Origin of the sequence: Enterobacter cloacae complex sp. P29RS (assembly GCF_014893445.1) — a bacterium.
GTDB classification, from domain to species: Bacteria; Pseudomonadota; Gammaproteobacteria; order Enterobacterales; family Enterobacteriaceae; genus Enterobacter; species Enterobacter intestinihominis.
Genome location: NZ_JADBPZ010000011.1, coordinates 130548 through 153610 on the forward strand (window position 1 = coordinate 130548; position 23063 = coordinate 153610).

22 protein-coding genes are annotated in these 23063 nt (G+C 59.2%); 17 read left to right on the forward strand and 5 right to left on the reverse strand.

Going from position 1 to position 23063, the window contains the following annotated elements:
• The first annotated feature begins 6 nt into the window (after positions 1–6).
• From nuoJ to nuoN, 5 genes are all read left to right on the forward strand, one after another.
• A complete protein-coding gene (gene nuoJ, locus IM282_RS10650) occupies positions 7–561 on the forward strand; it encodes an NADH-quinone oxidoreductase subunit J (protein ID WP_006176507.1) in 555 nt (184 codons plus the stop codon).
• Positions 558–860 (forward strand): NADH-quinone oxidoreductase subunit NuoK, encoded by a 303-nt coding sequence (gene nuoK / locus IM282_RS10655; RefSeq protein WP_006176506.1) that lies wholly within the window; start codon positions 558–560, stop codon positions 858–860. The genes nuoJ and nuoK overlap by 4 nt, the downstream gene beginning before the upstream one ends.
• The gene (gene nuoL, locus IM282_RS10660; protein WP_022648827.1) at positions 857–2698 is read left to right on the forward strand and encodes an NADH-quinone oxidoreductase subunit L; all 1842 of its coding nucleotides are present in this window, start codon (positions 857–859) and stop codon (positions 2696–2698) included. Before nuoK ends, nuoL begins: the two co-directional genes overlap by 4 nt.
• A 160-nt stretch (positions 2699–2858) precedes the next feature.
• Positions 2859–4388, forward strand: a complete 1530-nt coding sequence (nuoM, locus tag IM282_RS10665; protein ID WP_023300624.1) for an NADH-quinone oxidoreductase subunit M — start codon at positions 2859–2861, stop codon at positions 4386–4388.
• Between the two features lie 6 nt (positions 4389–4394).
• Positions 4395–5852: an NADH-quinone oxidoreductase subunit NuoN gene (gene nuoN, locus IM282_RS10670; protein ID WP_022648825.1), complete on the forward strand. Its 1458-nt coding sequence runs from the start codon at positions 4395–4397 to the stop codon at positions 5850–5852.
• 99 nt (positions 5853–5951) lie between these two features.
• On the opposite strand, the gene IM282_RS10675 is transcribed toward nuoN, so the two are convergent.
• Positions 5952–6956, reverse strand: a complete 1005-nt coding sequence (locus IM282_RS10675; RefSeq protein ID WP_022648824.1) for a chemotaxis protein — start codon at positions 6954–6956, stop codon at positions 5952–5954.
• A gap of 64 nt (positions 6957–7020) precedes the next feature.
• Positions 7021–7938, reverse strand: a complete 918-nt coding sequence (rbn, locus tag IM282_RS10680; protein ID WP_023300623.1) for a ribonuclease BN — start codon at positions 7936–7938, stop codon at positions 7021–7023.
• 71 nt (positions 7939–8009) lie between these two features.
• Here rbn and IM282_RS10685 point away from each other — a divergent pair, with 71 nt between their 5' ends.
• The 8 genes from IM282_RS10685 to menE all read left to right on the forward strand — a co-directional run bounded on the left by IM282_RS10685 (position 8010) and on the right by menE (position 15921).
• Positions 8010–8474 carry a GNAT family N-acetyltransferase gene (locus tag IM282_RS10685; RefSeq protein WP_192970383.1) on the forward strand — a complete coding sequence of 155 codons (465 nt, stop codon included), beginning with the start codon at positions 8010–8012 and terminating at the stop codon, positions 8472–8474.
• Positions 8475–8524: 50 nt separating this feature from the next.
• Positions 8525–8830 carry a stress response protein ElaB gene (elaB, locus tag IM282_RS10690; protein ID WP_022648821.1) on the forward strand — a complete coding sequence of 102 codons (306 nt, stop codon included), beginning with the start codon at positions 8525–8527 and terminating at the stop codon, positions 8828–8830.
• A gap of 86 nt (positions 8831–8916) precedes the next feature.
• On the forward strand, positions 8917–10212 hold the full coding sequence (menF, locus tag IM282_RS10695) for an isochorismate synthase MenF (RefSeq protein ID WP_023300621.1): 1296 nt from the start codon (positions 8917–8919) through the stop codon (positions 10210–10212).
• Between the two features lie 88 nt (positions 10213–10300).
• Positions 10301–11971, forward strand: a complete 1671-nt coding sequence (menD, locus tag IM282_RS10700; protein WP_022648819.1) for a 2-succinyl-5-enolpyruvyl-6-hydroxy-3-cyclohexene-1-carboxylic-acid synthase — start codon at positions 10301–10303, stop codon at positions 11969–11971.
• Complete coding sequence (gene menH, locus IM282_RS10705) at positions 11968–12744, forward strand: 2-succinyl-6-hydroxy-2,4-cyclohexadiene-1-carboxylate synthase (RefSeq protein ID WP_192970384.1); 777 nt, start codon at positions 11968–11970, stop codon at positions 12742–12744. Before menD ends, menH begins: the two co-directional genes overlap by 4 nt.
• Positions 12741–13598: a 1,4-dihydroxy-2-naphthoyl-CoA synthase gene (menB, locus tag IM282_RS10710; protein ID WP_014832749.1), complete on the forward strand. Its 858-nt coding sequence runs from the start codon at positions 12741–12743 to the stop codon at positions 13596–13598. Before menH ends, menB begins: the two co-directional genes overlap by 4 nt.
• A complete protein-coding gene (gene menC, locus IM282_RS10715) occupies positions 13598–14563 on the forward strand; it encodes an o-succinylbenzoate synthase (RefSeq protein ID WP_032623874.1) in 966 nt (321 codons plus the stop codon). Before menB ends, menC begins: the two co-directional genes overlap by 1 nt.
• Positions 14560–15921: an o-succinylbenzoate--CoA ligase gene (gene menE / locus IM282_RS10720; RefSeq protein ID WP_063163618.1), complete on the forward strand. Its 1362-nt coding sequence runs from the start codon at positions 14560–14562 to the stop codon at positions 15919–15921. Before menC ends, menE begins: the two co-directional genes overlap by 4 nt.
• Here the strand turns inward: menE and IM282_RS10725 are convergent, their stop codons facing one another.
• Genes IM282_RS10725 through IM282_RS10735 form a run of 3 tightly spaced genes read right to left on the reverse strand, consistent with a single transcriptional unit; the run spans position 15922 to position 18871 of the window.
• Positions 15922–17436, reverse strand: coding sequence for a tripartite tricarboxylate transporter permease (locus IM282_RS10725; protein WP_192970385.1), 1515 nt, complete (start codon positions 17434–17436; stop codon positions 15922–15924). It lies immediately after the preceding gene.
• Between the two features lie 11 nt (positions 17437–17447).
• Positions 17448–17879, reverse strand: coding sequence for a tripartite tricarboxylate transporter TctB family protein (locus IM282_RS10730; protein WP_022648813.1), 432 nt, complete (start codon positions 17877–17879; stop codon positions 17448–17450).
• Between the two features lie 11 nt (positions 17880–17890).
• Positions 17891–18871: a tripartite tricarboxylate transporter substrate binding protein gene (locus IM282_RS10735; RefSeq protein WP_038416442.1), complete on the reverse strand. Its 981-nt coding sequence runs from the start codon at positions 18869–18871 to the stop codon at positions 17891–17893.
• Between the two features lie 152 nt (positions 18872–19023).
• Between IM282_RS10735 and tctD the strand changes: the two genes are divergently transcribed.
• From tctD to IM282_RS10755, 4 genes are all read left to right on the forward strand, one after another.
• Positions 19024–19698, forward strand: coding sequence for a transcriptional regulator TctD (gene tctD / locus IM282_RS10740; RefSeq protein WP_045620906.1), 675 nt, complete (start codon positions 19024–19026; stop codon positions 19696–19698).
• A complete protein-coding gene (locus IM282_RS10745) occupies positions 19685–21094 on the forward strand; it encodes a sensor histidine kinase (RefSeq protein WP_192970386.1) in 1410 nt (469 codons plus the stop codon). Before tctD ends, IM282_RS10745 begins: the two co-directional genes overlap by 14 nt.
• 129 nt (positions 21095–21223) lie before the next feature.
• The gene (locus IM282_RS10750) at positions 21224–21763 is read left to right on the forward strand and encodes a YfaZ family outer membrane protein (protein WP_022648809.1); all 540 of its coding nucleotides are present in this window, start codon (positions 21224–21226) and stop codon (positions 21761–21763) included.
• A 94-nt stretch (positions 21764–21857) separates the two neighbouring features.
• Complete coding sequence (locus IM282_RS10755) at positions 21858–23057, forward strand: nicotinamide mononucleotide deamidase-related protein YfaY (RefSeq protein WP_192970387.1); 1200 nt, start codon at positions 21858–21860, stop codon at positions 23055–23057.
• Positions 23058–23063 lie beyond the last annotated feature (6 nt).

Below are 23063 nucleotides of genomic sequence, written 5' to 3' on the forward strand. Positions count from 1 at the left end.
AGGGCAATGGAATTCGCTTTTTATATCTGTGGCCTTATCGCCATCCTGGCTACGCTGCGAGTGATCACGCACACCAATCCGGTGCATGCGTTGCTGTATTTAATCATTTCGCTGCTGGCTATTTCCGGGGTGTTCTTTGCGCTGGGCGCGCACTTCGCCGGTGCGCTGGAAATTATCGTCTACGCGGGTGCCATTATGGTGCTGTTCGTGTTCGTGGTGATGATGCTCAACCTGGGCGGCTCTGAAATTGAGCAGGAACGTCAATGGTTAAAACCGCAGGTGTGGATTGGCCCGGCAATTTTGTCGGCCATCATGCTGGTGGTGATTGTTTACGCTATTCTGGGCGTTAACGACCAGGGCATTGACGGCACGCCAATCAGCGCCAAGGCTGTTGGTATTGCGCTGTTTGGTCCGTACGTTCTGGCGGTTGAACTGGCCTCTATGCTGCTGCTGGCGGGCCTGGTTGTTGCCTTCCACGTCGGTCGCGAAGAACGTGTGGGTGAGGTGCTGAGCAACCGCACTGATGACCGTGCGAAAAGAAAAACGGAGGAGCGCGCATGATCCCCTTAACACATGGACTGATCCTCGCTGCGATTTTGTTCGTTCTGGGCTTAACCGGTCTGGTTATCCGCCGCAATCTGCTGTTTATGCTGATCGGTCTGGAAATCATGATCAACGCTTCCGCGCTGGCCTTTGTGGTCGCCGGCAGCTACTGGGGCCAGGCCGACGGTCAGGTGATGTACATTCTCGCCATCAGCCTCGCGGCTGCCGAAGCGAGTATTGGCCTGGCGCTGTTGCTGCAGCTCCATCGTCGCCGCCAGAACCTGAACATCGATTCAGTAAGTGAGTTGCGTGGATGAACATGCTTGCCTTAACCATTATTTTTCCGCTGATTGGCTTCGTGCTGCTGGCATTTTCTCGCGGCCGCTGGTCTGAGAATCTGTCTGCCACCGTGGGCATTGGCTCAATCGGTCTGGCTGCGCTGGTGACAGCGTATGCGGGTATCGATTTCTTTAACAATGGACGTCAGGCCTACAGCGTGCCGCTGTGGAACTGGATGTCGGTCGGTAACTTCAACATCGGTTTCAACCTGGTGCTGGATGGTCTGTCTCTGACCATGCTCTCCGTGGTCACCGGCGTGGGCTTCCTGATCCACATGTTCGCCTCCTGGTATATGCGCGGTGAAGAGGGATACTCCCGCTTCTTCGCCTACACCAACCTGTTTATCGCCAGCATGGTGGTTCTGGTGCTGGCCGATAACCTGCTGCTGATGTATCTGGGCTGGGAAGGCGTGGGTCTGTGCTCTTACCTCCTGATCGGTTTCTACTACACCGATCCGAAGAATGGCGCAGCGGCCATGAAAGCGTTCGTCGTGACCCGCGTGGGTGACGTCTTCCTCGCTTTCGCGCTGTTCATTCTCTACAACGAACTGGGCACGCTGAACTTCCGCGAAATGGTGGAACTGGCGCCAGCGCACTTCGAAGCAGGCAACAACATGCTGTGGTGGGCAACGCTGATGCTGCTGGGTGGTGCTGTGGGTAAATCCGCACAGCTGCCGTTGCAGACATGGCTTGCTGACGCGATGGCGGGTCCAACCCCTGTCTCCGCGCTGATCCACGCCGCGACCATGGTCACCGCCGGTGTCTACCTGATTGCGCGTACCCATGGCCTGTTCCTGATGACCCCGGAAATTCTGCATCTGGTGGGTATCGTCGGTGCGGTTACGCTGGTGCTGGCAGGCTTTGCCGCGCTGGTGCAGACCGACATCAAACGCGTTCTCGCGTACTCCACCATGAGCCAGATTGGTTACATGTTCCTGGCGCTGGGCGTTCAGGCGTGGGACGCAGCCATTTTCCACCTGATGACGCACGCGTTCTTTAAAGCGCTGCTGTTCCTCTCATCCGGTTCGGTGATCCTGGCCTGCCACCACGAGCAGAATATCTTCAAAATGGGCGGACTGCGTAAGTCCATCCCGCTGGTCTATGTCTGCTTCCTGGTAGGCGGCGCGGCGCTGGCGGCACTGCCGCTGATTACCGCAGGCTTCTTCAGTAAGGATGAAATCCTGGCGGGTGCCATGGCGAATGGTCATATCAATCTGATGGTTGCGGGTCTGGTCGGTGCGTTTATGACTTCCCTGTACACCTTCCGTATGATTTTCATCGTCTTCCACGGTAAAGAACAAATTCACGCCCACGCAGGGAAGGGGATTACCCACCACCTGCCGCTGATTGTGCTGCTGGTACTCTCCACCTTCGTTGGCGCGATGATTGTGCCACCGTTGCAGGGCGTACTGCCGGCAACAACCGAGCTTGAGCACGGTCGCGTTCTGACGCTTGAAATCACCTCCGGCGTTGTGGCTATCGCGGGCATCCTGATTGCCGCATGGCTGTGGCTGGGCAAACGCACGCTGGTGACTGCCGTTGCCAACAGCGCGCCGGGCCGTCTGCTGGGCACCTGGTGGTACAACGCATGGGGCTTCGACTGGCTGTACGACATGATCTTCGTGAAGCCGTTCCTGGGCATTGCGTGGCTGTTGAAGCGCGATCCGCTGAACAGCCTGATGAATATCCCGGCGATCCTCTCTCGCTTTGCAGGTAAAGGCCTGCTGTACAGCGAGAACGGCTATCTGCGCTGGTATGTGGCATCCATGAGCATCGGTGCGGTTGTCGTGCTGGCGCTGCTGATGGTGTTGCGATAGTGGTTTTTGCCCGGTGGCGCTGCGCTTACCGGGCCTACGAGACCGTAGGTCGGGTAAGCGTGAGCGTCACCCGACACCACAAACCGCACTAACACGTGAATTTTGTCGAATTCGTTGAAAATCGGTCCCTGAGGGACTTTAACAAGGAATAAAAATCGCCATGTTATTACCCTGGCTAATATTAATTCCCTTCATCGGCGGCTTCCTGTGCTGGCAGACTGAACGCTTTGGCGTGAAGATGCCGCGCTGGATCGCGCTGATCACCATGGGATTGACGCTCGCGCTTGGCCTGCAACTGTGGTTGCAGGGTGGCTACTCATTGACCCAGTCTGCGGGCCTTCCGCAGTGGCAATCTGAGTTCATTCTGCCGTGGATCCCACGTTTCGGTATCACGATCCACCTTGCGATTGACGGTCTGTCGCTGCTGATGGTCGTGCTGACCGGTCTGCTCGGCGTTCTGGCGGTACTCTGCTCCTGGCGAGAAATCGAAAAATACCAGGGCTTCTTCCACCTGAACCTGATGTGGATCCTGGGCGGCGTTATCGGCGTGTTCCTGGCCATCGACATGTTCCTGTTCTTCTTCTTCTGGGAGATGATGCTGGTGCCGATGTACTTCCTGATCGCGCTGTGGGGCCACAAGGCATCCGACGGTAAAACGCGTATCACGGCGGCCACCAAGTTCTTCATCTACACCCAGGCGAGTGGTCTGGTGATGTTGATTGCCATCCTGGCGCTGGTGTTTGTGCATTACAACGCCACCGGCGTCTGGACCTTCAACTATGAAGATCTGCTGAAGACCCCGATGTCCCACGGTGTGGAATACCTGCTGATGCTCGGCTTCTTCATCGCCTTCGCGGTGAAAATGCCGGTGGTTCCGCTGCACGGCTGGCTGCCGGACGCGCACTCTCAGGCGCCAACGGCGGGTTCCGTTGACCTGGCGGGTATCTTGCTGAAAACGGCGGCCTACGGTCTGCTGCGTTTCTCCCTGCCGCTGTTCCCGAACGCCTCCGCAGAGTTTGCGCCGATTGCCATGTGGCTTGGCGTGATCGGTATCTTCTACGGTGCATGGATGGCCTTCACGCAGTACGACATCAAACGTCTGATTGCTTACACCTCCGTTTCCCACATGGGCTTCGTACTGATTGCCATCTACACCGGTAGCCAGCTGGCGTACCAGGGCGCGGTGATTCAGATGATTGCGCACGGTCTGTCCGCAGCCGGTCTCTTCATCCTGTGCGGTCAGCTGTACGAACGTCTGCATACCCGCGACATGCGTATGATGGGCGGCCTGTGGGGCAAAATGAAATGGCTGCCTGCACTCTCCATGTTCTTCGCGGTTGCCACCCTGGGTATGCCAGGTACCGGTAACTTCGTTGGCGAATTTATGATTCTGTTCGGCAGCTTCAAAGTGGTTCCGATGATTACCGTCATCTCCACCTTTGGTCTGGTGTTCGCCTCCGTGTACTCGCTGGCGATGCTGCACCGCGCCTACTTCGGTAAAGCGAAGAGCGAAATTGCTGCTAAAGAACTGCCGGGGATGTCGCTGCGTGAGCTGTCCATCATCCTGCTGCTGGTCGTACTGCTGGTGCTGCTGGGCTTCTATCCGCAGCCGATTCTGGATACCTCGCACTCCGCAATGGGTAACATCCAGCAGTGGTTTGTTAATTCTGCTTCTACTACAAGGCCGTAATTCGCCATGACAATAACTCCACAACAACTGATCGCGCTGCTACCGCTGCTGATCGTCGGATTGACGGTGGTGGTTGTGATGCTCTCCATTGCGTGGCGACGCAATCACTTCCTGAATGCGACCCTGTCCGTTCTGGGTCTGAACGCTGCGTTAGTCTCCCTCTGGTTTGTTGGCCAGGCGGGCGCAATGGACGTCACGCCGCTGATGCGCGTTGACGGCTACGCCATGCTCTACACCGGTCTGGTGCTGCTGGCGAGCCTGGCAACCTGTACCTTTGCGTACCCGTGGCTCGAAGGGTACAACGACAACAAAGAAGAGTTTTACCTGCTGGTACTGATTGCCGCACTGGGCGGCATTCTGCTGGCGAACGCGAACCACATGGCCGCGCTGTTCCTCGGTATTGAGCTGATCTCACTGCCGCTGTTCGGCCTGATTGGTTACGCCTTCCGCCAGAAACGCTCACTGGAAGCGGCTATCAAGTACACCATCTTGTCCGCTGCTGCGTCGTCGTTCCTGCTGTTCGGTATCGCGCTGCTGTATGCACAGACGGGTAACCTCTCCTTCCTGGCGCTCGGCAAGAGCCTCGGCGACGGCATGATGCATGAGCCGCTGCTGCTGGCGGGTCTGGGCATGATGATTGTAGGCCTTGGCTTTAAACTCTCTCTGGTGCCGTTCCACCTGTGGACGCCAGACGTTTATCAGGGTGCGCCAGCGCCGGTCTCTACCTTCCTGGCGACGGCGAGTAAAATCGCTATCTTTGGCGTGGTCATGCGTCTGTTCCTGTACGCCCCGGTGGGTGACAGCGAAGCGGTTCGCGTAGTGCTGGGCATTATCGCGTTCGTCTCCATCATCTTCGGTAACCTGATGGCGCTGAGCCAGACCAACATTAAGCGTCTGCTGGGCTACTCCTCAATCTCCCATCTGGGCTACCTGCTGGTGGCGCTGATTGCGCTGCAAAGCGGTGAGATGTCGATGGAAACCGTGGGTGTGTATCTGGCCGGTTACCTGTTCAGCAGTCTCGGCGCGTTCGGCGTGGTGAGCCTGATGTCCAGCCCGTACCGTGGCCCGGATGCAGATTCCCTGTTCTCCTACCGTGGTCTGTTCTGGCACCGTCCGATTCTGTCTGCGGTAATGACCGTGATGATGCTCTCTCTGGCGGGTATCCCGATGACGCTGGGCTTTATCGGTAAGTTCTACGTGCTGGCCGTCGGTGTGCAGGCGGGTCTGTGGTGGCTGACTGCCGGTGTCGTTATCGGCTCCGCGATTGGTCTTTACTACTACCTGCGTGTGGCTGTGAGCCTGTACCTGAGCGCGCCTCAGCAGCTCAACCGTGATGCACCGTCCAACTGGCAGTACAGCGCCGGGGGGATCGTGGTGCTGATCTCCGCGCTTCTGGTGCTAATCTTCGGTATCTATCCGCAGCCGCTGATTGAGATTGTGCAGCGCGCGATGCCGCTGATGTAAAAGCAAAAAACCCGCCTCGGCGGGTTTTTTATTGCCCAGCGGCGCTACGCTTGCAGGGCCTAAGGGTCTTGTAGGTCGGGTAAGCGAAGCGCCACCCGACTAAGCTAACTGCTTCCTGCTTATAAGCGGCCCGTCAATCTTCTTCATCGAGCGGTCCAGCACCTCTTCAATCACCGACGACAGCTCATTCAGCTCAAACTTCGCCACATAGCCGTCAGCCTTCACTTTGCGTATATGATCTTCGTTCGCGTTGCCGGAAAGAGACGAGTGGATCACCACCGGAATATCTTTCAGTACCGGGTCAGTTTTGATTTTGCGCGTCAGCGTAAAGCCGTCCATCTCCGGCATTTCGAGGTCGGTTAATACCAGGGCAATCTTATCGGTAACGGGGACGCCCTCAGCCTGAGCCTGCGCGGCCAGCTGAGTGATTTTCTCCCATGCGTCTTTGCCGGTGATATGTAGCTGAGCCGGGATCTCCATTGCCTGCAATCCCTTCTCCAGCATTGAGCGCGCTACTTTCGAGTCTTCAGCAACAATCGCGACAGAGCCAGGCTTGATGTTGAATTTGGTGGTTTCCAGATGGGTGGCGTGCAGATCGTGGTTCGCCGGGGTGATGTCATACAGGATCTGCTCCACGTCGAGCACCATTGCCAGATCGTTGGTATCGGTCTTTTCGTCCAGACAGGCAATGCTGGTGATGTAGCGACCGCTGACGGCGGTTTCCGCGGCGTGCACCTGCTTCCAGTCGAGACGCATGATGTTCTCCACCGATTCCACGGCAAACGCCTGCACGCTGCGGGCATATTCGGTGATCAGCAAAATGTTTAGCCCGGTGGCTGGCTTGCAGCCGGCGACGGCGGCCAGATCGATCACCGGGATCACCTGGTCGCGAATATTTACCATCCCCATCAGCGGAGACTTCATTCCCGCTGGTTTGGTGAAGGTCGGCATCGGCACAATTTCGCGCAGTTTGAACACGTTGATGCCGAACAGCTCGGATTTATTTTCGTTCAGAGAGGTGCCAAGACGGAACAGCAACAGTTCAAAACGGTTGGACTGGGTCAGGTTCGCCCTGTCATCAATATCTTTCTGGAAATTATCCATTCTACCCTCAAGAGAAATGCTGGCCTTTTAATCGTTATCGGCACCCTGAGGGAAAAATGAAGGACTAAACGCTGACCTGAGCAAAATCTTCCGCCAGCTCGCATGCCGGGAACACCTCCCGACACTCTGCCAGCAGGCTTTCACAGCCGCGGACGTCATAGCGTGAGCTGACGTGAGTGACAATCAGTTTCCGGACGCCAGCCTCGCGCGCCAGCTGCGCAGCCTGACGCGTTGAGCTGTGCCCCCGGCTGTTGGCTTTTTCTTCCATCGCCGCTTCCAGCGTTGCCTCATGCACCATCACATCCACACCCCCGGCAAGCCGGAGCGCCGAAGGGCAGGGGGCGGTATCCCCAAAAATAGCCAGTTTTTTGCCCGGCTGCGGCGGCGCAAGGTAATCCTGACCGTTGATGACGCGCCCGTCTTCCAGCGTGACGGTCTCGCCGTGCTTCAGACGCTGGAACAGCGGGCCAGGTTTCACCCCATCGGCCTGCAACGCGGCGGCGTTCAGCGCCCCGGGCTTATCATGCTCCTCAACGCGATAACCGTAGCATTCCACCGGATGGTTAAGCGGGTAAGCGCGCACCTGGTAATCTCCTTCGTCGAACACCAGACCTTCGCCGATCTCAACTACCTCCAGCGGATAGTCGGTCCACGAGCCGCTCAGGCGCAGCGTGGTCTCAACGAATGCCTGAATACCCGCAGGGCCATAAATGGTCAGCGGGTTAGCGTTACCGGCCATCGAACGGCTACACAGCAGGCCCGGCAGGCCAAACAGATGGTCGCCGTGCAGATGGGTGATAAATATTTTATCCACTTTCCCCGGGTGGTATGAGGTATGCAGCAACTGATGCTGCGTACCTTCGCCGCAGTCAAACAGCCACAGCCCGCCGCGGGTAGGATGCTTAAGATCCAGCAGAATCGCCGTCACGTTGCGTGAGCGGGTTGGCACGCCCGCGGACGTACCCAGAAAAATCAGTTCCATAATGCAATCAGCCCTTTGCCGAATGGGAAGGGGTTTAGTATAACGTGATGAACCCCAGGAAGGAGAAACACATGATCCAGTGGCAAGATCTACACCACAGCGAACTGACTATTCAGTCACTCTACGCCCTGCTCAAACTGCGCTGCGAAGTTTTTGTGGTTGAACAAACCTGCCCGTATCAGGATATCGACGGCGATGACCTGGTCGGCGAGAACCGGCACATCCTCGGCTGGCGCGATAACGAGCTGGTGGCGTATGCGAGGATTCTGAAAAGCGAAGAGGATTTTGACCCTGTCGTCATTGGCCGCGTCATTATCAGCGGAAGCGCGCGCGGTGAAAAGCTGGGCTATCAGCTGATGGAAAAAACGCTGGACGCATGCCTGAAACGGTGGCCAGACAAGGCGATATACCTGGGCGCGCAGGCGCATTTGCAATCATTCTATGGCCATTTTGGTTTTACCCCGGTCACGGACATTTACGATGAAGATGGCATCCCACATATTGGTATGGCGCGCGAAGCGAAACAGGCGCAATAGCGAGACGTTGTCTATAGTTATCGGACTGGTGTACTAACATGGAGAAAAATATGTCATTTCAATCCTGGGATACCCGAGCAGACGACGATCTAACGCTGTTAAGCGAAACGCTGGAAGAAGTACTGCGCTCTTCAGGCGATCCTGCCGATCAGAAGTACATTGAGCTTAAAGCCCGCGCCGAGCAGGCGCTGCATGACGTGAAAAACCGCGTCAGCAACGCATCCGACAATTACTACTACCGCGCCAAACAGGCGGTTTATCGTGCCGACGATTATGTGCACGAAAAGCCGTGGCAGGGCATTGGGGTCGGTGCGGCCGTAGGGCTGGTGCTGGGCCTGCTGTTAGCCCGTCGTTAAGCCGGCAAACCCCTCCCTACACGTGGGTACTGCTATTTATCATCAGTACCCCGTATAATGTAAGGTTTTAACAGGGAGAGGTTCGCGTGCATTCGATTTCCATCGCGCTGGAACGCCTGCGCACTCAGCTTGCGCAAGCGTTACCCGCTACACCCGGTTTACGCCATTTCGATGTCTCTTTCCCGTTAAACGACGCCTTCGATCCGCTGGCCTGGCTGGGTGTGCAGCGATGCTATCCCCAGTTTTACTGGCAACAGCGGAGCGGTGATGAAGAACTTGCCGCGCTCGGAAGCCTCGCCCATTTTGACTCTCTGGCCTCGGCTTCCCGGTTTTTGCACACCCATGACGTAGCCAATGATACCCGTATCTGCGGCCTGAACGCCTTCAACCCGGCACAGGGAAAGCTGTTTTTACCGCGCCTTCTCTGGCGACGGTCTGGCGGGGTCGCCACGCTGCGCCTGCAACTGTGGAGCGAAACGTCGCTGTGTGACGATGCCGGTGACGCACTGAAGTTTATTGATAACCTGCGCGACGCCGCGCCGATCCGCCCGTTGTCCGTGCAGATTGTGCAGGAAACCCATCATCCGGAAAAACCGGAATGGCTGGCGTTGATTCGTCAGGCGACGGATACCCTTGCTCGCGGCGATTTTGAGAAAGTGGTGCTCGCACGTGCTACAGACGTGCAGTGCCGGCAGCCCGTGAACGCCATCGCGCTAATGGCCGCCAGCCGCGCGCTAAACCTCAACTGCTATCATTTTTGTATGGTCTTTGACGCCAGCAACGCGTTCCTCGGCTCGACGCCCGAGCGACTGTGGCGGCGACGCGGCATGCTGCTGCGCACTGAAGCGCTGGCAGGCACCGTCGCCAGCCATTCTGACGATAAGCAGGCCCAGCGTCTGGGCGACTGGCTGATGAACGACGACAAAAATCAGCGGGAAAATATGCTGGTGGTGGAAGATATCTGCCAGCGTCTTCAGCACCATACCCGGACGCTGGAGATCCTCCCAGCGCAGGTGCTGCGTCTGCGCAAGGTGCAGCATTTACGCCGCTGTATCTGGACCGAACTCAAACAGTCTGATGACGAGCAGTGTCTGCATATTCTGCAACCGACGGCGGCGGTGGCCGGGCTGCCGCGTCAGGCAGCGCGAGAATTTATTGCGAAAGTGGAGCCGTTTGACCGGGAGTGGTACGCCGGATCGGCGGGCTATTTATCGCGCGATCAAAGCGAGTTCTGCGTGGCATTACGCTCCGCCCGCGTTCATGATGCCGCGCTGCGTCTTTATGCGGGGGCGGGCATCGTCAGCGGCTCCGATCCAGAGCAGGAGTGGCAGGAGATCGAAAATAAGGCCGCCGGGCTGCGTTCCCTCCTCCTGAGGGATTAATACTGATTCGTGCAATCCCGATTCATATCAAAATTCTGACTTTTTCTATTATTTATACTGTGTCGCATTCTTGATAATGGACAATCTCATGTCAGTAAGTTCTTTTAACCGACGCTGGGCGACGGTGATCCTTGAAGCCCTGACCCGCCATGGTGTCAGGCATGTGTGTATTGCTCCGGGCTCTCGCTCCACGCCGCTCACCCTTGCTGCGGCGGAAAACAGGGCTTTTATTCATCACACCCATTTTGACGAGCGTGGTCTCGGCCACCTGGCGCTCGGGCTGGCGAAAGTCAGCAACGCGCCCGTGGCGGTGATAGTGACTTCCGGCACGGCGGTGGCAAACCTCTATCCGGCGCTGATTGAAGCGGGGTTAACCGGCGAAAAGCTGATTTTACTCACCGCCGATCGTCCTCCGGAACTTATTGACTGCGGCGCGAACCAGGCGATTCGTCAGCCTGGCATTTTTGCCTCGCATCCTTCACAGACGGTCTCGTTGCCGCGCCCCACCCAGGATATTCCCGCCAGCTGGCTGGTCTCAACTCTCGACCACGCCATGAACGCACTGCGCAGCGGCGGGCTGCACATTAACTGCCCGTTTGCCGAACCGCTGTACGGCGAAATGAACGAGACCGGCCTAGCCTGGCAACAGCAGCTGGGAGAATGGTGGGAGAGCGAAAAGCCCTGGCTGCGTGAGCAGACGCATCTGGAAAGCGCTAAGCAGCGCGACTGGTTCTTCTGGCGCCAGAAGCGCGGGGTGGTGATTGCCGGGCGGATGAGTGCGGCGGAAGGCAAGCTGGCGGCGGAGTGGGCACAAACGCTTGGCTGGCCGCTGATTGGTGACGTGCTTTCCCAGACGGGCCAGCCGCTGCCCTGCGCTGACCTCTGGCTGGGGAACGCGAAAGCGGTCACCGAGCTGGCGCAGGCGCAAATTGTCGTCCAGCTGGGCTCGAGCCTGACGGGCAAGCGACTGCTCCAGTGGCAGGCCACCTGTACGCCAGAAGAGTACTGGCTGGTGGATCCGCTCGAAGGACGCCTTGACCCGGCGCACCATCGCGGTCGCCGCCTGGTGAGCGATATTGACAGCTGGCTGGAATTGCATCCGGCGGAAAAACGCAAACCCTGGGCGGTGGAGATCCCGGCGCTGTCGCGTCAGGCGTGGGAACTCACCAAAGCGCAGTGCGAGGAGTTCAGTGAAGCCGGGCTGGCGCACCGTATCCGCAAATATCTTCCCGAGCAGGGGCAACTTTTTGTCGGTAACAGCCTGGTGGTGCGCCTGATTGACGCCTTTTCGCAGCTGCCCGCGGGTTATCCGGTATACAGCAACCGGGGCGCGAGCGGCATTGACGGGCTGATCTCCACCGCCGCTGGCGTACAGCGGGCCAGCGCAAAATCCACGCTGGCGATTGTGGGGGATCTCTCAGCCCTCTACGATCTCAACGCGCTGGCGCTCCTGCGTCAGGCGTCGGCTCCGTTCGTGCTGATTGTTGTTAACAATAACGGCGGACAGATTTTCTCCCTGCTGCCGACGCCGCAAAGCGAACGTGAGCGCTTCTATCTGATGCCGCAAAACGTGCAGTTCGAACACGCCGCCGCCATGTTCAGCCTGAAGTACCATCGCCCGGAAAACTGGGACGCGCTGGAGACGGCGCTGAACACCGCCTGGCGGCAGCCTGGCGCGACGCTGATTGAGCTGGTGGTAAACGATTCTGACGGCGCGCAGAAGCTGCAACATCTGCTGGCGCAGGTGAGTCACCTGTGATCCTCGCTGGCGTCACTCAGCCCGGAAAACCAGGCTACCCCTGGCTGGTTTTCCTGCACGGTTTTTCCGGCGACTGTAGTGAGTGGCAGACCGTTGGGGCGTCGCTGCATGACTACCCCAGGCTCTACCTTGACCTGCCCGGGCACGGTGGTTCAGCGGATACGGGCGTGACGGGGTTTGCAGATGTAAGTGAATTGCTCACGTATACCTTTATTAGTTACAACATACTAAATTACTGGCTGGTAGGGTACTCACTCGGTGGCCGCATTGCGATGTTCCATGCCTGTCAGCATCCTGCGGGGTTAGACGGGGTGATTGTGGAAGGTGGACACCCTGGGCTGCAAGACGTCGAGGCGCGCCAGGCGCGGCTGACCTCGGACCGCCGCTGGGCGTCACGTTTTCGCAGTGAGCCGCTTGAAGCCGTCTTTGCCGACTGGTATCAACAGCCGGTCTTTACCTCCCTTACGGATGAACAGCGCAACGCGCTGATCGCGCTGCGTAGCCGGAACAACGGCCCGAGGCTGGCTGAGATGCTGGAAGCCACCTCGCTTGCCGTTCAGCCTGATTTACGTCCCGCGCTCACCGCGCGTGATTTTTCTTTCGACTATCTCTATGGCGAACGTGACGGGAAGTTTGCAGCCATCGCTGCTGAACTTAACGCCATGCGTCATGCTATCCCTCATGCCGGACACAACGCCCACCGGGACAACCCGGAAGCGGTTGCCGCGAGTCTGGCTCAGATACTGCGTTATCGAACAAAGGACACGCTATGATCTATCCTGATGAAAACATGCTTTACGCGCCGGTTGAATGGCAGGACTGCTCCGAAGGCTACACCGACATTCGCTACCACAAATCCACCGATGGTATCGCCAAAATCACCATCAATCGTCCACAGGTACGCAACGCGTTTCGTCCGCTGACCGTAAAAGAGATGATCCAGGCGCTGGCGGATGCACGCTACGACGACAACATCGGCGTCATCGTCCTCACCGGGGAAGGGGAGAAAGCCTTTTGCTCGGGCGGCGATCAGAAAGTCCGCGGCGACTACGGCGGATACCAGGATGATGCCGGCACGCACCACCTGAACGTGCTGGATTTCCAGCGCCAGATCCGCACCTGTCCAAAACCGGTGGTTGCGATGGTGGCAGGTTATTCCATCGGCGGCGGTCACGTGCTGCACATGATGTGTGACCTGACTATCGCGGCGGAAAATGCCATTTTCGGCCAGACTGGCCCGAAAGTTGGCTCCTTCGACGGCGGCTGGGGGGCATCCTACATGGCGCGCATCGTCGGCCAGAAAAAAGCCCGCGAAATCTGGTTCCTGTGCCGTCAGTACAACGCCCAGGAAGCGCTGGACATGGGGCTGGTTAACACCGTGGTGCCGATCGCCGATCTGGAAAAAGAGACCGTGCGCTGGTGTCGCGAAATGCTGCAAAACAGCCCAATGGCGCTGCGCTGCCTGAAAGCAGCCCTCAACGCCGACTGTGACGGTCAGGCGGGACTTCAGGAGCTGGCGGGTAACGCCACCATGCTGTTCTATATGACCGAAGAGGGTCAGGAAGGGCGCAACGCGTTCAACGAAAAACGCCAGCCAGACTTCAGCAAATACAAACGGAACCCGTAATGCGTCGCGCGCAGGTTTACCGCTGGCAGATACCGATGGACGCGGGCGTGGTACTGCGTGAAAGGCGGTTAAAAACCCGTGATGGCTTTTTCGTGCATCTCCGGCAGGGCGAGCGGGAAGGGTGGGGCGAAATCGCCCCGCTTCCGGGCTTTAGCCTGGAAACGCTGGATGAGGCGCAGGCGGCGCTGATGGCCTGGACGCACGAATGGCGTGAGGGGGCAGATCCGTCGCTGCCGGACGTTCCTTCCGTCGCGTTCGGCATCAGCTGCGCGCTGGCAGAGCTGGACGGCCGTTTGCCGGATGCGGCGAATTATCGCGCCGCGCCGCTCTGTTCCGGCGATCCGGATGAACTTTTCGCGCTGCTCTCCGGGATGCCTGGCGAGAAGGTGGCGAAAATTAAGGTCGGCCTGTACGAAGCGGTGCGCGACGGAATGGTGGTTAACCTGTTACTGGAAGCCATTCCCGATCTGCACCTGCGCCTGGACGCCAACCGCGCCTGGACGCCGCTCAGGGCGCAGCAGTTTGCGAAGTACGTCAACCCGGCGTACCGCAACCGCATCGCGTTTCTCGAAGAGCCGTGCAAAACGCGCGACGACTCTCGCGCCTTCGCCCGGGAAACCGGCATTGCCATTGCCTGGGATGAGAGCCTGCGCGAAGCCGGTTTTACGTTTGCCGCCGAGCCGGGCGTCGGTGCCGTGGTCATTAAGCCAACGCTGACCGGCAGCCTCGACAAGGTGCGCGAGCAGGTTGCGGCGGCCCATGCCGCAGGGCTGACGGCGGTGATCAGTTCATCCATCGAATCCAGCCTCGGGCTGACGCAACTGGCGCGCATCGCTGCATGGTTAACGCCGGACACCGTTCCCGGTCTTGATACGCTAAACCTGATGCAGGCCCAGCTGATTCGCCATTGGCCGGACAGCACCTTGCCGTGCCTCGATGTCGGGACGCTGGAGCCGCTGCAATGACTTTTACAGACTGGCCGTGGCGGCACTGGCGCTCCAGGAGTGCCGATACACCCGCGCTGCGTTTAGACGATATAACGCTCAACTGGTCACAGCTGGGCGAGCGTATCGATCGTCTGGCAGCCGGTTTTCAGTCTCAGGGTGTCAGGGACGGTGACGGCGTCATGCTGCTCGCCCACAACCATCCGCAGACCCTGCTGGCCTGGCTGGCGCTGCTTCAGTGCGGCGCCCGCATTTTGCCGGTGAACCCTCAGCTTCCCCGTCCGCTGCTGGACGTCCTCCTGCCGCAGATGACCCTGCGCTTTGCGCTGGTGCTTAACGGTGAGTATGACGGTCTGCCTGGGCTGGCATTAAGAGAGGGCGAGGAGCAGGGCGGGGTGACGTGGCGGGCAGAACGGCTGGCCTCAATGACGCTCACCTCCGGCTCCACCGGCTTGCCGAAAGCGGCGGTGCACACCTGTGCCGCCCACCTTGCCAGCGCAAAAGGCGTGTTGTCGCTGATGCCTTATGGCGGTGATGACGACTGGCTGCTGTCCTTGCCGCTGTTTCACGTCTCCGGTCAGGGGATTTTGTGGCGCTGGTTGCAGGGCGGAGGCCGTCTCACCGTGCGTGAAAAACAGCCGCTGGAGCAGGCCCTGCAGGGCTGTACCCACGCCTCGCTGGTGCCGACGCAGCTGTGGCGGCTGCTCAATTCACACCATCCCGTTGCGCTGAAAGCCGTGCTGCTCGGCGGGGCGGAAATCCCCGTTGAGCTGACCGAACAGGCGCGCAAGCAGGGGATCCGCACGTTCTGCGGCTACGGTCTGACCGAGTTCGCCTCCACCGTCTGCGCCAAAGAGGCCGACGGCGCGCCGGACGTGGGCAGCGCGCTGCCGGGCAGAGACCTTCAGGTGGTGAACGGTGAAGTCTGGATCCGGGCGGAAAGCATGGCGGCGGGCTACTGGCGAGACGGTGCCTTACTGCCGCTGGTCAACGAGCAGGGCTGGTTCGCCACCCGCGATCGCGGCGAGTGGCATGACGGACGCCTGACCATTCTGGGCCGAATGGACAATCTCTTTTTCAGCGGCGGAGAAGGGATCCAGCCGGAAGCGCTGGAGCGCGTTATCGTCACACATCCGCAGGTAAGCCAGGTGTTTATCGTCCCGCTGGATGACGCCGAATACGGGCAACGCCCGGTGGCGGTAGTGGAATGTGAGCCGGGCACGGATATCACGCTGTTGCCGGAGTGGGTTCAGGGCAGGCTGGCGCGCTTTGAGCAGCCGGTACACTGGCTGGCGCTGCCGTCAGAACTGAAAAATGGCGGGATAAAGATCTCCCGCCAGGCGTTAAGGCAGTGGGTCAATGCCCTGTTGAGGGGCTAATCAGCCGATATCCGGCTGCGGTTTCTGCTGGCGTCGACGCATCCAGCGCAGCACCGGCGGCACGACAATCACCATGATCGCCATCGCCAGCAGGATCTTCGTCACGCTGCTCTCCCACAGGATCGCCATGTTGCCATTGCTGATGGAGAGGGCGCGGCGCAGGTTCTGCTCCAGCATTTCCCCCAATACAAACCCTAAAATCAGCGGCGACATCGGGAAGTGCATCTTGCGCAGAATGTAGCCCAGCACGCCGAGCAGCACCATTAACACCAGGTCGAAGGTGGTGCTGTGCACCGCGTACACCCCAACCGCAGAGACGGCGGCGATGGCCGGGACCAGGAACCACAGGGGAATGGTCAGCATGCGGGTGAACAGCCCGATCAGCGGGATGTTCATCACCAGCAGCATCACGTTGGCGATCAGCAGCGCCGCAATCAAGCCCCAGACGATATCGGGCTGCTCGGTAAACATCGCCGGACCCGGGGTGATGTTATAGAGCGTCAGCGCGCCCATCATCACCGCCGTGGTGCCGGAGCCCGGCACGCCGAGGGTCAGCATCGGGATAAACGAGCCGCAGGCCGAGGCGTTATTCGCCGCCTCCGGCGCCGCCACGCCGCGGATATCGCCTTTGCCGAAGCTGTCGCTGTTACCGCTCAGCTTTTTCTCGGTCATGTAGGTGATGGCGCTGGCGATGGTCGCCCCCGCGCCGGGCAGGATGCCGACAAAGAAACCAATCACCGACGAACGCAGGGTAGCACCCACACACTGTGCCCCCTCTTTGGCATTAAAGAGCATGCGGCCGGTTTTGCGCACCAGCGTCTGCCCGCTGCTGGTATGTTCCAGCATCAGTAAGATTTCTGAGACAGAGAACAGGCCAATCACCACGACAATGAACTGCACGCCGTCGGACAGGTGAACGCTGTCGAAGGTAAAGCGATAAACCCCGGTGTTGGCATCCACGCCGACGGTGGCCAGACTGAGGCCAATCAACGCAGACAAAAACGACTTCAGCGGATTCTGCGCCATCATGCTGCCGAGACAGGCGATGGCGAATACCATCAGGGCAAAATACTCGGCCGGACCAAACGCCAGCGACCACTGGGCCAGCGCCGGGGCGAAGAGGATGATGCCGCCAATGGCGATCAGGGAGCCAAAGAACGAGCTGACGGCGGAAATAGAGAGCGCCACGCCGCCGCGTCCCTGCTGTGCCATCGGATAGCCATCCAGCGCGGTCATAATGGCGGCGGCATCGCCAGGAACGTTAAGCAGTATCGAGGAAATACGCCCCCCGTATTCGCAGCCGATATAAACCGTCGCCAGCAGGATCAACGCCGATTCCGCAGGCAGGTGCAGCGCAAAGGCCAGCGGCAGTAAAATCGCCACGCCGTTGATAGGCCCAAGGCCCGGCAGCAGGCCAACGATCGTCCCGACGAAACAGCCGATCAGGGCGATCACCAGGTTTTCCGGGGTCATCGCTACCGCGAACCCGTGAGAGAGATAGATCCAGGTATCCATAGCGTGCTCCGTTAGTTAAACCATGCGCCGAGCGGCAGGGTCACGTCCAGCAGGCGGTCGAAGGCGTACCAGAGTAAAATGCCCAGTACGACCCCGGAGATCCCCGCCGCAGGCAGCGAGGCGTTAAACAGTATGCCAATCACCATCGTCAGCAGGGCGGTGGCGATCGGGAAGCCGAGCCACTCAAAGCCCCACGCGTACATCAGCAGAACAATCACCATTACCAGCAGACGTTGCAGCGTGCGGCGTGGCGGCCACTCCACGGTGTCCGGATGGCGCAGCAGCAGGGCCACCGAACAGAGCAGCATCAGGCCAACAATGCCGACGGGAAAGGGGCGTGGCCCCACGGGTTCATAGCTGTATTCGCTGTGGATCTGCCAGGCGACGAACAGGCCGCCAATGCAGAGCAGCAGCCATATCCCGGCAAAAATGCGATCGCTCATAGCGCCTCCGGTTATTTCGCAAGACCAAAGGCTTTCGCCTGTTCGCGGTAGTCATTCACCTGTTTTTTCACATACTCGTCCAGCTGCTTGCCGTTCAGGTTGAACTCAAACAGCCCGCGCAGATCGCGCTGTTTTTTGAACTCCTCGGTTTGCTGAAGTTTTGCGAAGGTATCCACCCACCACTGGTACTCGGCGTCGGTCACTTTTGGCCCGACGAAGAAGCCACGGATGATCGGCCAGACCAGGTTATAACCCTGCTCTTTGGCGGTTGGGACGTCTGCCAGCTGGCCCGGCAGACGGTTTTCCGAGAAGACCGCCAGCACGCGGATCTTATCCCCGCTCAGGTAGGGCACCATTTCGCTGAGATCGCCCGATACTGCCTGCACGTGATTGCCCATCAGCGCCGTCACCGGCTCACCGCCGCCTTCAAAGGCCACGTAACGCATTTTGTGCGGATCCACTTTGGCCTGCTGCGCCAGCAGCGCGGCTTTCATCCAGTCCTGGCTGCCGATAGAGGCGCCTGCGCCAATCACCACGCTGTTCGGATCTTTTTCCATGGCGGTCAGCAGATCTTTCAGGGATTTCCACGGGGAGTCGGCGCGAACGGCGATCATGCCGTAATCGGTGCCCACGGTGGCGAGCCAGCGCACGTCATTTACGTCATAACGACCAAATTTCCCCTGCGACAGGTTCAGCAGCGAGCCGCCGGAGAAGGCCACCACGGTGCCGGGTTCAGCAGGGCGCTGGGCGACGATGGCGTTATAGGCTACCGCGCCCACGCCGCCGGGCATGTAGGTGACGCGCATCGGTTTCTCAATGGCCTTCGTCTCCAGCAGGCTGACCTGAATCAGCTTACAGGTCAGGTCAAAGCCGCCGCCGGGTTTGGCCGGTGCGATACACTCGGTGCGGGACGGGGTGTCCTGCGCCTGGACGACAGAGGCACTCAACAGCAATACGCTTGCAGCAAGGGTAGAAAGTAATTGTTTTTTCATCGTTTATCCTCACGCCGGAGAACCGGGAGTACGGGTACGGGTGTCTTTTTTCTGATTATGTGAACCACCTTGTAGCGGTTCCGTTGCGTGATTGTTAAAACAATAACCTTTCATTTCCCTTTCACTGCGACACCAACTTTACAGGATGTGATATGCGTCTCTTACTGGCGGAAGATAATCGTGAGCTGGCTCACTGGCTGGAGAAAGCGCTGGTACAAAACGGATTTGCCGTGGATTGCGTCAACGATGGACGGGCGGCCGATCACCTTTTACAGGGGGAAAACTATGCCGTCGCGATCCTTGATATCGGCATGCCCGGCTTCGACGGGCTGGAAGTGGTGCATCGTCTGAGAAAGCGCGGGCAGACGCTGCCGGTGCTGTTTCTTACCGCCCGCAGCAACGTGGCAGACAGGGTGAAAGGGCTGAATGCCGGGGCGGATGACTATCTGCCGAAGCCGTTCGAGCTGGAGGAGCTTGATGCCCGCCTGCGCGCGCTGCTGCGCCGCAGCGAAGGGCGAACCCAGGAGCGCCAGCGGCTGGGAGAGCTGGAGTACGATGATGAAGGCTTTTTTCTGCTGCGCGATGAACCTCTTTCCCTCACGCCGCGCGAGCTCTCTTTACTGAAGGTGCTGATGCACCGCCGGACCCGTCCCGTCTCCCGGCAACAGCTCTTCGACCAGGTGTTCAGCCTGAACAACGACGTCAGCCCCGAGAGTATCGATCTCTATATTCACCGCCTGCGTAAGAAGCTGACCGGCAGCGGCGTGCGGATCACCACCCTCCGGGGACTGGGCTACGTGCTGGAGTGCGGCGATGAAGTGGGTTAAGCCGCAGTCGCTTTACCTGCAACTTTTGCTCTTTCTGGGTTTGCCGCTGCTGCTGTTATGGGGGCTGTCAGCCTTTAACAGCTACGTTAGCGCGCTACAGGCGGCGACGCAGGCCTATGACCGCACGCTGTTATCCTCGGCGCGCACCGTGTCTGAGCGGCTGGTGGTGCACAAGGGCAAGCTGCTGGTGAACGTGCCCTGGGTCGTGCTCGACAGCTTTGAGCTGAACATGAACGATCGCCTCTACTACAAGGTGGTTGACCCTGACGGGCGGACGATCTCCGGCTATGACGATCTGCCAAATATGCCTCCCTCCACGTCGCGCACCACTCACTATCCGGCGCTGGCGTGGTTTTATCATACCGAGTATCGCGGGCAGGCGATCCGCGTGGCGAAGCTGCTCCAGCCGGTTAACGAAGATAATGTGTTCGGGATGGCGGAAATTTATGTCGCAGAAACGTTGCAGTCGCGGCGCTATCTGGCCACACAGCTGCTGTTTTCCTCGCTCGTGTCGCAGGGGCTGCTGGTGCTGCTGACGCTGGTCCTGACCGCCTGGCTGCTGCGCCGCGTGCTGCGCCCAATGCGGCAACTCTCTTCGCTGATGGTGCGCCGTGAGCCCGGGCTGTTGGCCCCGCTGCCGGAGCTGCTGCCCTGGTCGGAAACGCGGCTGCTGATTGTGGCGTTTAACCGTTACATCGACCGGTTGCGCGGCGTACTTTCGCGGCAGGAGCGCTTCAATGCCGATGCCTCACACCAGCTCAAAACGCCGCTGGCGGTGCTAAAAACGCAGGTATCCGTTGCTCTGACGCGTAACGATCCGGCGCAGTGGCAGGAGAGCTTACGGGCAATGAACGTTACGCTGGATAACACCATCGTGCTGACGGAAAGACTGTTACAGCTTTCGGCGGTGAAGCGGAAAGAGCAGGGGGAGCGACAGTTTGCCCCTGTCGATCTGGTACAGGTGGTGCAAAACTGCTGCTTTTCGCGGCTGGCACAGGCGCGCAGCAAGGGTATCGATCTCGGTTATGACGGCGTACAGCAGCCGGTAATGATTGAGGGGGATGACGTTTTGCTGGGCGAACTCTGCGCTAACCTGCTGGAGAACGCGATCAAATACACGCCGGAGCAGGGCATCGTGACGGTGTACCTGCGCATGGATAACGATGCCGTTGAGCTGAGCGTGGAGGACAGCGGACCGGGTATTGCCGAAGACCAGATCTCCCAGGCCATGCTGCCGTTTCATCGGCTGGATAACGTGGGCGATGCCGCCGGGTCCGGCATTGGCCTGGCGCTGGCCAACGATATTGCCCGCCTGCACCGCAGCCATCTTCAGCTGATGCCCAGTGAAAATCTGGGCGGCCTGTGCGTAAAAATGCGTTTTTTATTGATGATATAAATACCGATATTATCAAATCGTTACAAACTAATTGCCCGATGTCCACTGAGCGCATTGATCCCACAGACAGTCAGGTTAAAATCTCGCGGTTTTTGGACATCTCTGAATATATTGTGCGGGATCACGACAATGAAAAAAGTGGCATTAATGGGCTTAGGCCTGATGTTTGTATCGGCAGCAGCCAACGCTATTTCCTTCAACGGCTCGGCGGGCGAAGATTATACCCACCTGGGCTTTGGTCTTGGCACGGATAGCGCAGGCCTGGCGATGACCGGCGGCTGGACGCATAACGACGACGATGGGGATGCGGCAAGCCTGGGGCTGGGCTTCAACGTACCTTTGGGTCCTTTCCTGGCGACAGTCGGCGGTAAAGGGATTTACACCAACCCGAACGACGGCGACGAAGGTTATGCGGCGGCAGTGGGCGGCGGTTTGCAGTGGAAAATCGGCGACAGCTTTGGCCTGTTCGGTGAGTACTACTACTCTCCGGATTCCCTCTCCAGCGGTATCGATAGCTATGAGGAAGCCAACGTGGGTGGACGCTGGACCATCATCCGTCCTGTCACCATCGAAGCGGGTTACCGTTATCTGAACCTGGCGGGTAAAGACGGCCACCGCGACAACGCGCTGGCAGATGGTCCCTACATCGGTGTGAGCGCAGGTTTCTAATCCTTTCGGCGCGGCGTTCAGTCGCGCCAGTTTCTCTCTTCCCCCGGTCTTCGATTGCGCTATAGTGTTTTGACCATTGAAATGGGAGAACACAATGATAAACGTGGAAATGTTATCCACTGGCGACGAAGTGCTGCATGGGCAAATCACTGATACCAATGCCGCCTGGCTTGCCGATCTCTTCTTTGAGCAAGGATTACCGTTAACGCGCCGCAACACCGTGGGTGACAATCTTGAGTCGCTGGTCAACGTTCTGCGCGAGCGCAGCGAACGCTGCGACGTGCTGATTGTGAACGGCGGGCTTGGGCCCACCAGCGACGATCTCAGCGCGCTGGCCGCCGCCACGGCCAGAGGTGAAGGCCTGGTCCTGCACGAGGCGTGGCTGGCACAGATGGAGCGATTTTTCTCCGAGCGTGGCCGCGTGATGGCCCCCAGCAACCGCAAGCAGGCTGAAATTCCCGCCAGCGCGGAACTGATTGATAACCCGGTCGGCACCGCCTGCGGGTTTGCCGTTCAGCTGAACCGCTGCCTGATGTTCTTCACCCCGGGCGTGCCGTCGGAATTTAAAGTGATGGTCGAGCAGCAGATCCTGCCGCGCCTGCGCGCGCGCTTCACGCTGCCTGAACCGCCGCTGTGCCTGCGTCTGACCACCTTTGGCCGCTCGGAAAGCGATCTGGCTCAGAGCCTCGATCACCTGCAACTGCCTCCCGGCGTGTCGATGGGCTATCGCTCCTCCATGCCGATTATTGAACTGAAGCTGACCGGACCGGCGTCAGAGAAAGCCGCTATGCTGGCACTATGGCCGGAAGTGCAGCGCGTCGCCGGGGAAAGCCTGATTTTCGAAGGAACGGAAGGGCTGCCGGCGCAGATCGCAGCGCATTTGCAGTCCCGCCAGCTGAGCGTGACGTTAAGCGAGCAGTTTACCGGTGGGCTTCTGGCGCTTCAGCTTACCCGGGCGGGTGCGCCGCTGCTGGCCAGCGAAGTGGTGCCGTTCCAGCAGGAGACGCTGGCGCAGACGGCGCGCTGGGCGTCCGAGCGCAGAGTGAAGCATTTCGCGGGGCTGGCGCTGTTTGTGGGCGGGCTGGATGAGGAGCATCTCAACTTCGCCCTGGCAACGCCGGAAGGGACGCACGCCCTGCGGGTCAGGATGAGCATTACCCGCCACAGCCTGGCCGTGCGTCAGGAGGTGTGCGCGATGATGGCGCTGAACATGCTGCGCCGCTGGCTGAACGGGAAAGAGGTCGCCAGCGAGCACGGCTGGATCAACGTCGTGGAATCGCTGTTCGTAGAGTGAGGATGT

Coding starts and splice junctions, on each gene's coding strand:
- IM282_RS10755 (WP_192970387.1), top strand. CDS start 21,858: ATGATAAACGTGGAAATGTTATCCACTGGCGACGAAGTGCTGCATGGG.
- nuoK (WP_006176506.1), top strand. CDS start 558: ATGATCCCCTTAACACATGGACTGATCCTCGCTGCGATTTTGTTCGTT.
- IM282_RS10725 (WP_192970385.1), bottom strand. CDS start 17,436: ATGGATACCTGGATCTATCTCTCTCACGGGTTCGCGGTAGCGATGACC.
- nuoL (WP_022648827.1), top strand. CDS start 857: ATGAACATGCTTGCCTTAACCATTATTTTTCCGCTGATTGGCTTCGTG.
- nuoJ (WP_006176507.1), top strand. CDS start 7: ATGGAATTCGCTTTTTATATCTGTGGCCTTATCGCCATCCTGGCTACG.
- menD (WP_022648819.1), top strand. CDS start 10,301: ATGTCAGTAAGTTCTTTTAACCGACGCTGGGCGACGGTGATCCTTGAA.
- menC (WP_032623874.1), top strand. CDS start 13,598: ATGCGTCGCGCGCAGGTTTACCGCTGGCAGATACCGATGGACGCGGGC.
- IM282_RS10675 (WP_022648824.1), bottom strand. CDS start 6,956: ATGGATAATTTCCAGAAAGATATTGATGACAGGGCGAACCTGACCCAG.
- IM282_RS10685 (WP_192970383.1), top strand. CDS start 8,010: ATGATCCAGTGGCAAGATCTACACCACAGCGAACTGACTATTCAGTCA.
- elaB (WP_022648821.1), top strand. CDS start 8,525: ATGTCATTTCAATCCTGGGATACCCGAGCAGACGACGATCTAACGCTG.
- menB (WP_014832749.1), top strand. CDS start 12,741: ATGATCTATCCTGATGAAAACATGCTTTACGCGCCGGTTGAATGGCAG.
- menE (WP_063163618.1), top strand. CDS start 14,560: ATGACTTTTACAGACTGGCCGTGGCGGCACTGGCGCTCCAGGAGTGCC.
- IM282_RS10745 (WP_192970386.1), top strand. CDS start 19,685: ATGAAGTGGGTTAAGCCGCAGTCGCTTTACCTGCAACTTTTGCTCTTT.
- nuoN (WP_022648825.1), top strand. CDS start 4,395: ATGACAATAACTCCACAACAACTGATCGCGCTGCTACCGCTGCTGATC.
- nuoM (WP_023300624.1), top strand. CDS start 2,859: ATGTTATTACCCTGGCTAATATTAATTCCCTTCATCGGCGGCTTCCTG.
- rbn (WP_023300623.1), bottom strand. CDS start 7,938: ATGGAACTGATTTTTCTGGGTACGTCCGCGGGCGTGCCAACCCGCTCA.
- IM282_RS10730 (WP_022648813.1), bottom strand. CDS start 17,879: ATGAGCGATCGCATTTTTGCCGGGATATGGCTGCTGCTCTGCATTGGC.
- tctD (WP_045620906.1), top strand. CDS start 19,024: ATGCGTCTCTTACTGGCGGAAGATAATCGTGAGCTGGCTCACTGGCTG.
- IM282_RS10750 (WP_022648809.1), top strand. CDS start 21,224: ATGAAAAAAGTGGCATTAATGGGCTTAGGCCTGATGTTTGTATCGGCA.
- IM282_RS10735 (WP_038416442.1), bottom strand. CDS start 18,871: ATGAAAAAACAATTACTTTCTACCCTTGCTGCAAGCGTATTGCTGTTG.